At 51.0% G+C, this 13,187-nt stretch carries 13 protein-coding genes; 2 read left to right on the forward strand and 11 right to left on the reverse strand.

What is annotated here, in order from left to right; genetic code table 11:
- Positions 1–6: 6 nt before the first annotated feature.
- Both rplS and GII36_RS03575 read right to left on the reverse strand, forming a co-directional pair.
- A complete protein-coding gene (gene rplS, locus GII36_RS03570; RefSeq protein WP_313900702.1) occupies positions 7–444 on the reverse strand; it encodes a 50S ribosomal protein L19 in 438 nt (145 codons plus the stop codon).
- Positions 445–597: 153 nt separating this feature from the next.
- Positions 598–2,223: a GspE/PulE family protein gene (locus GII36_RS03575; RefSeq protein ID WP_260762545.1), complete on the reverse strand. Its 1,626-nt coding sequence runs from the start codon at positions 2,221–2,223 to the stop codon at positions 598–600.
- A gap of 55 nt (positions 2,224–2,278) precedes the next feature.
- Here GII36_RS03575 and GII36_RS03580 point away from each other — a divergent pair, with 55 nt between their 5' ends.
- Positions 2,279–2,764 carry a TrmH family RNA methyltransferase gene (locus tag GII36_RS03580; RefSeq protein ID WP_260762547.1) on the forward strand — a complete coding sequence of 162 codons (486 nt, stop codon included), beginning with the start codon at positions 2,279–2,281 and terminating at the stop codon, positions 2,762–2,764.
- A gap of 202 nt (positions 2,765–2,966) precedes the next feature.
- Positions 2,967–3,209, forward strand: a complete 243-nt coding sequence (gene nrdH / locus GII36_RS03585) for a glutaredoxin-like protein NrdH (RefSeq protein ID WP_260762549.1) — start codon at positions 2,967–2,969, stop codon at positions 3,207–3,209.
- A gap of 77 nt (positions 3,210–3,286) precedes the next feature.
- Here the strand turns inward: nrdH and GII36_RS03590 are convergent, their stop codons facing one another.
- From GII36_RS03590 to gatC, 9 genes are all read right to left on the reverse strand, one after another.
- Positions 3,287–4,222, reverse strand: coding sequence for a hypothetical protein (locus GII36_RS03590; protein WP_260762551.1), 936 nt, complete (start codon positions 4,220–4,222; stop codon positions 3,287–3,289).
- 39 nt (positions 4,223–4,261) lie between these two features.
- Positions 4,262–7,999 (reverse strand): DNA polymerase III subunit alpha, encoded by a 3,738-nt coding sequence (locus GII36_RS03595; protein ID WP_260762554.1) that lies wholly within the window; start codon positions 7,997–7,999, stop codon positions 4,262–4,264.
- Positions 8,000–8,073: 74 nt separating this feature from the next.
- Positions 8,074–8,361, reverse strand: a complete 288-nt coding sequence (locus tag GII36_RS03600) for a YtxH domain-containing protein (RefSeq protein WP_260762555.1) — start codon at positions 8,359–8,361, stop codon at positions 8,074–8,076.
- Positions 8,362–8,371: 10 nt separating this feature from the next.
- On the reverse strand, positions 8,372–8,617 hold the full coding sequence (locus tag GII36_RS03605) for a hypothetical protein (protein WP_260762557.1): 246 nt from the start codon (positions 8,615–8,617) through the stop codon (positions 8,372–8,374).
- Positions 8,618–8,650: 33 nt separating this feature from the next.
- Complete coding sequence (locus tag GII36_RS03610; RefSeq protein ID WP_260762559.1) at positions 8,651–9,526, reverse strand: UTP--glucose-1-phosphate uridylyltransferase; 876 nt, start codon at positions 9,524–9,526, stop codon at positions 8,651–8,653.
- An 80-nt stretch (positions 9,527–9,606) separates the two neighbouring features.
- Positions 9,607–11,064, reverse strand: coding sequence for an Asp-tRNA(Asn)/Glu-tRNA(Gln) amidotransferase subunit GatB (gene gatB, locus GII36_RS03615; protein WP_260762561.1), 1,458 nt, complete (start codon positions 11,062–11,064; stop codon positions 9,607–9,609).
- A gap of 1 nt (position 11,065) precedes the next feature.
- The gene (locus GII36_RS03620) at positions 11,066–11,488 is read right to left on the reverse strand and encodes a hypothetical protein (RefSeq protein WP_260762562.1); all 423 of its coding nucleotides are present in this window, start codon (positions 11,486–11,488) and stop codon (positions 11,066–11,068) included.
- Complete coding sequence (gene gatA, locus GII36_RS03625) at positions 11,481–12,866, reverse strand: Asp-tRNA(Asn)/Glu-tRNA(Gln) amidotransferase subunit GatA (RefSeq protein ID WP_260762565.1); 1,386 nt, start codon at positions 12,864–12,866, stop codon at positions 11,481–11,483. The genes GII36_RS03620 and gatA overlap by 8 nt, the downstream gene beginning before the upstream one ends.
- A 2-nt stretch (positions 12,867–12,868) precedes the next feature.
- Positions 12,869–13,162: an Asp-tRNA(Asn)/Glu-tRNA(Gln) amidotransferase subunit GatC gene (gene gatC / locus GII36_RS03630; RefSeq protein ID WP_260762568.1), complete on the reverse strand. Its 294-nt coding sequence runs from the start codon at positions 13,160–13,162 to the stop codon at positions 12,869–12,871.
- Positions 13,163–13,187: the final 25 nt, after the last annotated feature.

Here is a 13,187-nt window from a genome sequence, read left to right on the forward strand (position 1 = left end):
AAAAGCTTAGGCGTCAGCTTTTTCTTCAGATACCTCTGCAGCCGGAGCTTCGGCCTTTGGTGCCTCCGGCAGCGTATTGATGCCTTCACGGTCAAATTTGACAGCTTTGAGACGTGCGCTTTTACCGCTACGGTTGCGCAGGAAGCTCAGGTAGTTACGGCGAACCTTGCTACGGCGAGTAATCTCTACCTTTTCTACTAGCGGGCTATGCAGCAAGAAGCTCTTTTCAACACCTACACCACTGGCGATTTTGCGCACCGTGATACGGCTCGTGTGCGACGCCTTGTTGTCGGTGCGGATGACGACACCTTCGAACACCTGGACACGTTCTTTGTTACCTTCTTTGATCTTCTGATGTACACGGACGGTGTCACCACTGCGTGCGTCGACGACAGCATGTTTCTTCTGTTCGTCATTGACTTTTTTGATAAGTGCAAAACTCATATGATTAAATCCTCTTGTCGTCCGATCGATTTCGTTCGGCCACACAGTTGCATCCCTGCGGCTCCGTAACTCTCGATTGCTCGGCGCTTATATACTATATACAATCAAGGGTTGATTATAGCACAAATCATACGAGATGAAAAGAGTTACATATTAAATTGCACGGTTGACTTCTTCCAGCGTAGTCTCGCCGCGAAGTGCCGCAAGCACACCTGCCTGGAGTAGTGTGATCATACCACTTTCGCGCGCGACTTTCTCGATGGCTTCAGTATGCACATCTACTACGTCGCCACGCAGGAACTTCTGGATTTCTTCGTTGACCACCATCTGCTCCATGACTGGTATGCGGCCTTTGAACCCAAACGGTGTATCGGGTGTCGACACGGGTTTCCATAGCTTGAACGTATCGAGATTTGGTACGTTCGGAGTATCCGCAGGAATACCTTCGAGCGTCTTCTTCACCCAGCTGCGAGTGGCCTCATCCGGTTCATATTCCTCCTTAGTATCATCTACCAGGCGACGCACCAAGCGTTGTGCAATCAGTAGGCGCACTGCCGAGCTGAAGATAGGGTTTTGGCCGATCATGTCGATCATACGGCTAAACGCCGCAGAAGTAGAATTGGCGTGAAACGAGCTCAGCACTAAGTGACCCGTAATCGACGCCTGGATAGCCGTTTTTGCCGTCTCGACGTCGCGAATCTCACCTACCATCACGACATCTGGGTCAAGACGAAGCACTGAGCGCAGGCCATCGGCAAAGTGCTGACCGCTCGTGGTATCAATTGGAATCTGCGTAATACCAGGTAGTTGGTTCTCCACAGGATCCTCGAGTGTGATGAGCTTACGATCGTCGGTATTGAGCGCATTGAGAATGCTGTAGAGCGTGGTAGATTTACCACTACCAGTTGGCCCCACCATGAGCAACATGCCTCGTGGGTGGCTCACGATCTCCTGTATTTCTTTCATCTCCTTGCTGGCGATGTTGAGAAACTCCAGATTGAGCTGCGCTGTGTCAAAATTGAACAAACGCATGACGACATCTTGCCCATTGAGTGTTGGAACAGCCTCGATACGAAGGTTGAGGATATGTGTTGCACCGTCGCGCGTGACTTCTTTGTTCATGTGACCAGACTGCGGCGTCGTAGCAGCGGTAGAAATATTTGCACGCGAGCTGAGAGCCGCCATAAGCACACGATAACGGTCCTTCTCGAGATTTGCCACAGAGTGCAGGGCACCGTCGATACGCATACGAATTCGGATAAATGTGCGCTGATTTTCGACATGAATATCGGACGCGCCGAGCTTATCTGCCTGGTCGATGAGATAATCGAAAACAAGATCGGTACCGACAGAATTCAGTGTTTGACTGACTGCCGCAATCGTCTCGCTGTCACCTTGTTTGGCGATCTCGATGTCATCGTAGATAACCTCTTTTGGGGGATCATAGCGATCCATCAGCACTTTGTAGCCAGACTGACTGATCAGTAGGAACTGGATACCGCGCCCATTTTCTGTATATTCGGTCTCGAGTTTTTGGATCACGGACTGCGGCGTCACGCTTGTCACTCCAAAACGCGTCTGTGTACTATCGTCGCCTTTTACGAGTGGCACCATCTTGTTCATGTGCATCTCTTTGATAGAGATCACATCCATAGCAAGTGGTAGGTCGTTTTCTATCTCGCGAGTGTCGAGATACTGCAATCCGAGTATAGTCGAGCGCTTGGCGGTCGACAGTTCATCGTGCTCACGACGGGTTTCTTGGATTTTTTTCTCGTCCATTGCCACTAGTATACCAAACCATAAGCAAATATGAGTGGTATAATGGCGGGAGTTTATGAGAGACATCGTACTCATCGCCCACAATATCCGCTCCACACATAATGTCGGAGCGTTTCTACGCACCTGCGATGGGTTTGGTGTACGCAAGCTGATTTTTAGTGGCTATACGCCGTATCCGACACTAGAAGACGATACACGCCTGCCGCATTTCGCCGACAAGATTACGCGCCAGATCCATAAGACAGCGCTAGGCGCCGAGGTAACTGTGCCGTTTGAACGCTACGAATTGCCGCCCATCGAACAGCTAAAGGCCGATGGATATACGATCGTAGGCCTTGAGCAAGACGAACGCTCAGTGATGCTGCCAGACTACGAAGTACCGGACAAAGTCGCCCTGCTACTCGGCAACGAGATCGACGGCATCTACCCTGAATACCGCGACCAGTGTGATGCACTTGTCGAGATTCCAATGCACGGTCACAAAGAGTCGTTCAATGTCAGTGTCGCGACAGGTATCGCTCTCTACCACCTGTCAATCTAGGTTTTCCACCATATATGGTGGAATCTACTACACATAAGCGCTATATATGATTGCGTAAGGCACACGAGCTAACTATACTAAGGATAAGTTTGAACAAAACCTAACGTAAGTTCAGTTCAGAGTACCCGTCGGAGCGTATTCCTTATGCCAGGGTTTGTTTAAACTTGGCCTTTTGGAATACCTAACAGTGAGGAAGTCCACCATGGGCATCGCCGTCTACACCAAGCCAGCCTGCGTACAGTGCAACGCAACCTACAAGGCGCTCGACAAGCAAGGTCTCGAGTACGAAGTGATCGACATCAGCCAGGACGAGGAAGCACGTGACTACGTCATGGCGCTTGGCTACCTGCAGGCGCCCGTCGTCGTGGTCGGCGACGATCATTGGTCGGGCTTTCGGCCGGATCGCATCAAGGCACTCGGCCAGCAGCCGGTCCCCGTAGGCTAATCGGCTAATCTGGGTGACGTTTCTACCAAAAGGCCGCCGCCTATGACTCTTCGGAGTTGTAGGCGGCTGCTTTCGTTTTACGGATTGTTGCGCTTAGTTAGTTCAGCCTTGAGCGCACTACATACAACCCCTACAGTCGTCTGACTACTGTCTCCCACCTTCTCTGCTATCGTCTCCGACAGCATCACAGCGTATTTACGCAGGTAAAGTGCAGTAGAGTATGCATCAGTACCACTTGCAAAGTAGCGCTCACGTGCTTGCGCTAAAAAATCATCCGCACCATCACCCAAATGATACTGTGCCTGCTCGACGAGCATGTTATATTGTGCCGCTAAGAAACCTTGCTGCATTTCTAGCTTGCCGCGCACTCCCAGTGGGTCGGTAATCCAATTGGCAATACCCTTCTTTTCCAGCGCATCTTCACGCGCAAGCTCAGACAAATGCTCCAGCATCCTCTCGGTGCCATGCATGCCGATCTGCTGGATATCAAGGACACAAAGCGCAAGTGTGAGTGAATCCGGTGGCACTTCTGCAGAAATACTCTTTTGCTGAACAATGTAGCGGTATTCATTTGGCTCTACTACTGTCGCCATAATTGCATGATAGATGCGTAAGCAATCAGTCTCGGTATACCCTCGCGCTTCAGCTTCACGCATCGCGTAGAGCGCACTTTTTTGTTCGTTTTCGCCAGCCCCTTGCTCATCTTGAAATTTGTCGTGGAGTGATATAGCTACTAGTAGTAGCTCGTAGCTATGGCTGTCCAGTTTCAGCATATCGGCCACGCCTGGTGACGATTCGATCATCTCCCATAGATGCCCATCATTATGATACGAACGACGGTATTCGTAATTTTCTCCACCATACTCGTAGTGTGCTTCATCGAGAATATGAGTTACAAAAGCCTGGCCAATCGAACTAACGACACGCTGTGGGTACTGTTCGAGCAATGCAGTGAGCGTCTTAGAGTAACTACGTTGTGCCTCTACAGGAGACACACTGTGTTCACGTTTCATATATATATTTATAACACCACAGTTGGTATATAATGTCAATTACTTGAGTACGACAGCATCTTCGCCGAGTGCTTTGACAAGCTTACCCATCAGTGCACCGTGTTCATCTACTTTGAACGGCAGCCGAATAGCTGACTTCTTGGCGTCGCCCAGCACCAGCACTACCTCGGCCGTACCCGGATGATCTTTGCAGAGAGTTTTGAGTGCCATGAGCGCATCGTGATCGTCGGGGTTTTTGATGTTGATGTAGAGTTTTTGCGTAGGAAGCGCGACGGGTGGCGCAGCAACAACTGCCGGTGCGGCCTCGGCCTTTTTGGCGTCATCTTTGCTCGGCTTGGGTGGTAAGACTCCACCATTCTTGTACGCCATACGCCGCTCTTTTTTCACCGTACCACTTACTTTTGGCCCATCAAGCTTGCGACCAGTCGACTGATATTCGCGAAGGTCTTTGTCGGAGATCACTTCTACTTCGTCGGCGATGAGTTTACTTTCGCTCCCCAAATTGCCGTCACGATCACGCGCCGAGTTTTTGCCGCTAATACGCACGACGGCATCTTGTTCCAACTTGGCACCGACCTGTTCAAACAGGTTCGGAAACACTATAATTTCACCCTCACCAAACTTATCTTCTAGGCCCACGAACGCCATCTTAGTACCACTTTTGGTCACAATAGTACGGACGGTACTCACAATACCGCCCACGGTCATGGCGCGGCTATCATACTCCGGCACCAGCATTGTTAGCGGCTGCGTCTGCTCTTCTAGATATGTCGCATAAGCATCAAGCGGATGGCTGGAGATATACAGGCCAAGCAGTTCACGCTCCCACATCAGACGCTCTTTGTCGGTGTGTTTGGCGGGTGCAGTCATGAGATTCATGGTCGGCTGCACTTCGGCGCCCGCATCGCCCATGAGGCCAAATAGGTCAGTCTGACCGCTCGCCGCTTCTTTCTGTAGCTTACTAGCAAATGCAGTGATTGTGTCGAGATTGTAGAGCAAGTAGGAACGATCACCGAAGGCATCAAATCCACCAGCTTTGATGAGCGACTCCCAGGCTTTGCGATTAAATTTGCTCGTACTAACGCGCCGCGCGAAATCTTCGATACTTTGGAATTTCCCACCAGCTTCACGGGCACGGATCACCTCTTCCACGGCTGCCACACCTACGCCTTTCACTGCCGCCATACCGAAACGGATCTGTTGCTTATCTGGCACCACGGCAAACTCTACGAACGACTCGTTGACATCTGGGTTAAGCACCGAAATTCCCATGTGCTTACACTCTGTAATTTCAATCGCCAAGCGATCAGTGTCGTCTTGATCGCTCGTCATGAGAGCCGCCATGAATGCGTCTGGATAGTGCGCCTTGAGATATGCTGTCCAGTACGAGATGAGGCCATAGCAGGCAGCGTGTGATTTGTTGAAACAGTAGTTGGCAAACTCTTCAAGCTGAGCCCAGAATGTCTCAGCTACTTCCTTAGTCGCCCCGCCGTGCTTGATCGCACCGTCGACGAATTCAACTTTCACTTTGCGCATCAGATCAATCTTTTTCTTACCCACAGCCTTGCGAAGTGTATCAGCCTGCCCCCCGGTAAATCCGCACCATTCCTTACTGATCTGCATGAATTGCTCTTGGTAAACTAGGATACCGTAGGTGTTTTTAAGTGAGCTCTCCATGCCAGGATGCAAATAGGTAATCTCTTCTTGGCCATGTTTGCGGCGGATAAAACTGTCGATAAACTGCATCGGCCCCGGGCGATATAGCGCAACCATGGCGATAATGTCTTCAAACGCTGTCGGCTTGAGACCACGCAAATAGCGCTTCATGCCGGCAGACTCAAGCTGGAACACCCCGGTGGTGTCGCCACGCTGAAACAGTTCATATGTCTTGGCGTCGTCGAGCGGTAAATGAGCCAGATCAATTTCGGTTTTGTAGACTTTACGGATGATACGGAGGGCATTGTTAATAATTGTGAGGTTAGATAGACCGAGGAAGTCCATCTTGAGAAGCCCAAGTTCCTCGACTGGCCCCATTGGGAACTGCGTCGCCACCACGCCTTTTTGTGCCATCTCAAGCGGAACATAGTTCACTACCGCCTCTGGCGCGATCACTACTCCCGCCGCATGTACACCGTGTGAACGCATCGTACCCTCCAGACGGATCGCGAAGTCGAACACTTGCTTGGCCGTAGGATTTGTTTCGTATTCTTTCTTTAGATCGACATCGTCTACGACACTTTTTGCCAAGGGAATATGCCTCCCTTGTTCTGGCGGCGGAATGAGCTTGGCCAGGCGATCACTTTCGCCATATGGTACCTGCAGTACACGTGCTACATCACGCACGGCCGCGCGAGCCGCCATGGTGCCGAACGTCCCAATGTTGGTCACTCGGTCATGGCCGTATTTCTGAGCACAGTATTCGATCACCTCGCCGCGACGGGTATCCTGGATGTCGATATCGATATCGGGCATAGAGACACGGTCGGGGTTGAGGAAGCGTTCAAACAGCAGGTCGTATTTGAGCGGGTCGAGATCGGTGATATTAAGGGCATAGGCAATGATAGAGCCAGCCGCCGAACCACGCCCTGGCCCAAAAATAATCCCTTGGTCTTTGCCCCAGTTGATAAAGTCTTGGACGATAAGGAAGTAACCATTGTAGCCCATTTTGTCGAGCACACCGAACTCCATATCAAGTCGTTCGATTTGCTCCGGCGACAGTATAGCGCGGATATCCGCATTCTTCATGGCCAGGGCTTCATCGACTGTTTTGTTGCCATAGCGAACAGCCATACCGCGATAGACAAGCTGGTCGAGGTACTCCTTTTCGCCGATGCCACCCGGGGTCGGAAACTTCGGAATCAGGATTTTACCAAGCTCAATCTCAACATGACAGCGATCGGCAATACGCTTTGTATTGGCCACCGCCTCTGGATTAGTACGCTGCCAACGCTCGATAATCTCGGCCGGATCCGTCACGTGTAGCTCGAAATCTTTCAGACTCATACGTTTTTCGTCGCTCAGGTAGGCGCCTGTGCCGACGCAGAGTAGTATCTCATGCGCTTCTGAGTCACTGTGGTCTAGGTAGTGTCCGTCACTAGTGACTACACATGGAATATCAAGCTCCTCACTGAGGCGCTCCAAATGCTTGTTGATACCGACTTGCACATCCCATTTGGCAGGACATTCCGGATGGCCGTGATCTTGCAGTTCCAGATAATAACGGTCACCGAAAACAGATTTATACCAGCTGGCAATCTTCTTAGCTTCTTCATAATTGTCCACTCGGAGCTGCTCGCCCAGCTCACCACTGGCACAAGCACTCAACACGATCAATCCTTCGTTATACCGCTCCAGCAGCTCGTGATCGATCCTAGGCTTATAATACATACCTTCCAGATTTGCCTGACTAGAAAGTTTCATGAGGTTTTGATAGCCCGTGTTGTTCATCGCCAGGATGATGAGGTGATACCGCGCCTTGTCTTTCTGTGGATCGCGATCATGTCGTGAGCGAGCCGCCACGTAGGCTTCCATACCGAGAATTGGCTTGACACCACCAGCCGTGGCTGTTTTGTAGAAATCGATACAGCCGCTCATAGTGCCGTGGTCGGTGATAGCCACGGCTTCCATGCCGAGATCTTTCACACGATCTACAAGTGCTGGAATTTTCGTCAGGCCATCGAGCAAGCTGTGATGTGTGTGATTGTGCAGATGCACGTAATCACTGGGCTTCAGTACGCCCTTAACAGAGGTTTTTGTGCTCTCTTCTACCGCTCCCATGTGATTCTATTGTACCATAGCAACAGCCCCGGCAATCACCAGGGCTGTTGTAGTTTATGACGCAGAAGTGGTGTCTACTTCTCTTTGTTGACCTTCTTGACTTCATTCTGGAGTTCACGCGCTTTCTGCTCCGCGGTCTCACGAATCTCGCGGGCCTTTGCCTCGAGCTCACGAGCCTTGGTTTCGGCGTTAGCGCGCACGTCGTCTGCCGTATCAAATGCTTGGTCTTTAAGTTCCACAGCCTTACGCTTGATATCTTCGCGTGTTTCCTTGCCACTCTTAGGTGCGGTCAGCATGCCTGCGACGATACCTGAAACTGCACCGATGACTGCGCCGATTGCGAGTTTACTTCCTTTTGACATAATCTGCTCCTTACTTCTTAGACTTTTTCTTGACTGCTTTACTGAGTATTCCTACAGCAGACAGAGGACTGGAGAAGCGCGACACATTACTGACAGTCTTCTCGACCTGATTTGCTGTACGTTCAGCACTTTCGGTAACACGTTTGATCTGCTGAGTCACGCGTATGAGAAGTACCATGAGCACTACGGCGAGTACCAAAAACACAGCGAGTGTGATTGCGAGAATGATTACCAGTGCGCCAGCTGCTCCGTCCATACTGTCCTTTCTGTCTTATGTTTCAATTATGCGCTACTTGAGCCGTTCACGCAAATACTCGGCAAGCTCAGGACCGAAATCGTCGCGTTCGAGTGCCAGGTCTACGACTGCTTTGATGTATTTGAGCTGATTTCCCGTATCATGCCAAATGCCATCGATAATACGACCATACACTGCGTCTTGCTGCGCAAGTTCGTTGATGCTGTCGGCCAGAGTAATTTCGCCGTTTTTGTCGGGCTTTTCGTCAGCAATGATAGGCAATATATCGGGTGTGAGCAAATAGCCTCCCACCGATGCGAGATTACTTGGCGTGTTGTCGGCACCCGGTTTCTCGATCAACTCTGTTACCTGATACGCGCCGCCCGCTGCTTCGTCTTTGATCGCTGCCATGCCGTATTTGTCTGCATCTGCTTTATCGACTTCGATGAGCGAGATGACTGATTTGCCAGTCGCTTCGTAGGCGTCAAGTAGTTGCTTGGCCCGGGGCACTTCGCTGCGGAAGAAATCGTCAGCAAAGAAGACAAAGAACGGCTCGTCGTCATCGATCAGATGCTGGGCGTTGAGCACAGGACGAGCATTGCCTTTTGGTGTGCCTTTTTGGCGGACATAGACGAAGTTGGCCAGTTCGGCCACAGCCTTGATCTCATCCGCCTTGTCGTCCTTACCCTTCTCACGCAGCTCTGCTTCGAGCTCATCGCTACGATCAAAATGATCTTCGATTGCACGCTTGGTACTACCCGTCACCATGATAATTTCTGTCACGCCAGCTGCCACCGCTTCCTCGACAATCAGCTGGATCACTGGTCGATCAATAATCGGTAACATTTCCTTTGGCATCGCCTTCGTCTGAGGCAAAAACCTCGTGCCAAGTCCGGCTGCACATATAATCGCTTTGGTCGGCTTCTTCAAACTATCCCTCCGTCGTATAATCTGTTAGTTTGTATACTTATACCATTATAGCAAGCCTACAAACCCTAGCCAGCACCTTGCTAGAGTCGTTCGCGGATGAGCTGCTGAGCGAGACCTGGATTCGCCTGGCCTTTAGACTTTTTCATCACCTGGCCTACCAGGTAGCCAATTGCCTTGTCGTTGCCTGCACGAACATCTGCCAGCGCTTTGGCACTCGCTGGATCGGCCAACACTTCTTCTACTACTGTAGCAATTGCGCCGGTATCACTGACCTGTAGCAGATTTCGCTCACGAGCGATATCTTCTGGCATCTTGCCTTTTGACTCGTCATCGAACAAATAAAGGAAGATCTCCTTAGCACCCGTTGAGCTGAGTTTATTATCCGCTACCATTTGTGATAGTTCAGACAGTCTATTGGGCCCAACAAGCCCAGACTGTACCTTGGCCACATCGATATCATCAGCAGAAGCAGAGGAAAACCAATTAACAACACGCTTGGTGATACCTGGCTCAAAGCTCTCATGAATTGCGTCGATTGTCTCGGCAATGGGTGCATGCGCAAGAATAGTTGTCATGACGGAATTGTCGAGCTGCAGACTCTGCCAGTTGGCACGGTAGTCACTTGGAAGCTTCGGCATACCAGCCTGAATCTCGGCAACCTCTTCTGCCGTGAGCACAATCGGGGGTATGTCAGGATCGGGCATATAGCGGTAGTCTTGTGCATCTTCTTTGCTGCGCTGACTTACAGTTAGCTGCTTGTCATCGTCCCAACCGCGTGTCTCTTGTACGACTTTCTCACCGCGCTCCAGCAAGTCGACCTGACGATTAAACTCGTATTCGGCGGCGCGCTCGACGCTACGAAACGAATTGAGGTTTTTGACCTCGGCACGTTTGCCAAGCTCAGCGGCGCCTTTTGGTGCGACAGATATATTGACGTCAAACCGCATATTGCCGTGGTACAGATCGCCGTGTGTCACGCCCGCGTAGGTCATAAGACGATATAACTCGGTGGCATACGCACGCGCGCCAGCTGACGAGTGGATGTCCGGTTCAGACACAATTTCGATCAGCGGTGTACCTGCACGATTGAGATCCACTAGGCTATAGCCGTCGAAATGCGTCAGCTTACCCGCATCTTCTTCCATATGGGCATGATGGATACGCACATCCACAGCGCTACCATCTTCGAGCGGAGCTTTGACTAGACCTGGACCGATAATCGGCTCATACATCTGAGTCGTCTGATAGCCTTTTGGAAGATCTGGGTAGAAATAATGTTTGCGATCAAAGTGACTACGCAGTGCAATCTCACTCCCCAGTGCCTTACCTGCTTTCACCGCCAGCTTCACCGCCTCCCAGTTGAGCACTGGCAACATGCCCGGCAGCCCGTAATCTAAGGGCACCACTTTACTGTTTGGCTCGGCATCGCGGGCATCATTGTCAGCTGTACTAAAAAGTTTCGTTTGAGTTGCTAGCTGAACATGGCATTCAATGCCAATTGTCATATCATATTTGTCGAGGATTGCTTGAGTCGCCATATTAGATTGCTCCTACGTCTTTGAGTGCTTGTTTAAAACTGGCCAGAGCTCGGCGAGCAGTGTCGTAACTCACTTGCACATCTGGTTCGTGTGCGATCTGGTTGCGCAGCTTGTGCGCCGACCAGACAGCATTGCGATTAGTCAGCTTGGGAGTCACACCCTTCAGTCGTTCACCCATAGTCTGCCCCTTGTACCCCGCTTCTTTGAGCGCATGATCCAGCAACTTGTCTCCGTTCAGTACCGAAAGATGATAGCTACTTGGTTGATCCTTTGCGAGCGAGCGTTCGACGCTCAACCACTTACTACGATATTTCTCTTGGTTGAGTTTGTTACCGCCACGCGTATAGGTGATAATCACAAGCACCAGGCCCGCTACGATCAAAATAGCCGCAAAAAACGCAAGTAATCCAACGTTACTATCCATGCGTAATCTCCTGTCCATCGCGTGCAATAGCCAGTACCGATGCATCGGCTTTACGTTTACCAATTACCTGCAAACCTACAGGTAGATTTTCGTCGGTTCGGCCAATCGGCACGCTCACTGCCGGGAGACCCGCTAGGCTTGCAGGTACTGTCATAACATCTTCAAGATACATTTTGAGCGGATCATCGGTGTTTTCGCCAATTTTAAACGCCGGATTTGGTGCAACCGGACCTATCAGTGCATCGTACGTTTCAAACAACTCGTTAAACTCTCGTATGAGCAGTGTACGTGCCTTTTGCGCCTTTTGGTAATACGCATCGAAGAACCCGCTCGAAAGTACATAGCTCCCGATGATAATACGACGCTTGTTTTCTGGCATAAAACCAGCCTGACGGCTCAGCTCATACACGTCATTCAAGTTTCCCTCTTTGCCCGCACGGGTACCGTAGCGTACACCATCATAACGTGCCAGATTACTACTAATCTCAGCTGGCACCACAATATAATAGATCGCTAGTGCGTATTTGAGCATGGGCAGGCTCACTTTTTCGATCTCGTAACCTTGCTGCTTGTAACGCTCAATTGCCGCCTCTACACATGCGCGCACCGCGGCGTCCACGCCTTCAGCCATAAACTCTTTGATAACACCAAGCTTTTTGCCGCTTGGGGCTACCTGTGGCGCGAAATAGTCGGGCAATGTCGTCATATCTCGAGCATCACGACCAGCCAATATACTCATCAGCGTCTCCGTGTCCTCGACCGACTTTGTCAGTACGCCGACCGTGTCTGTGCCGCTCGCCATCGCCACGACACCGTAGCGACTTACCGCACCGTAGGTCGGCTTAATACCGACAACACCATTGAAACTTGCAGGTTGACGAATCGAGCCACCCGTATCAGTGCCAAGTGCAAACGGCACAATATCAAGCGCCACAGCTACTGCCGATCCGCCGCTTGAGCCACCAGCGACGCGCGCATCGTCAACAGCATTTTTTGTCATACCAAACGCAGAGTTCTCCGTACTACCGCCGTGGGCAAATGCGTCAAGATTCACTTTACCGATACAGATTGCACCTTCTGCTTCAAGCTTCTCAATCGCTGTAGCCTGGAGCGGTGCTTCGAAATGCTCTAGGAATTTACTCGCTGCTGTAGTAGGCGCGCCGTAGCTCAAAAAGTTGTCTTTAGCGACAAACGGCACTCCGGCCAAGCGACCAGTGATATCACCTGCGTCTACTGCTCGAGCGCGTTCGAGAGCACGTTCGCCCGCAAGATTGATGAAAACGTTATGCGTGTCTGCCTCGGCGCGCGCAAGCGCTGCTTCGACAGCCATGACAGCAGAAGTATCCGCAATCTGAGTGAGAGTATCTGAAATCTTCATAGCTACAATACCTTTGGTACCTTAAACTGCTGCGCCAGCTGACCGCCCTCGGACAATCCAATCAGTTTCTCGCGCGTCACTTCGCCCTGCACGATCATATCGTCCCGCGATACGTTTTCGAGGTCCATGCCATAATATGTAGGTTCCACGCCATCGGTATCAAGCTCACCAAGGAGCGTGAAATACTCGAGTATACGCTCGAGATCAGTTGTAAGTTTATCGGCTTCCTCGTCATTAAGACGCAAGCTACTAAGCTGTGCGAGAGCCCGCACATCGTCTGTGGAGATACTTGTCATACAGTCTATTGTAGCGCACTGCCGA

It is taken from the genome of Candidatus Mycosynbacter amalyticus, assembly GCF_025273655.1.
GTDB classification, from domain to species: domain Bacteria; phylum Patescibacteriota; class Saccharimonadia; order Saccharimonadales; family Saccharimonadaceae; genus Mycosynbacter; species Mycosynbacter amalyticus.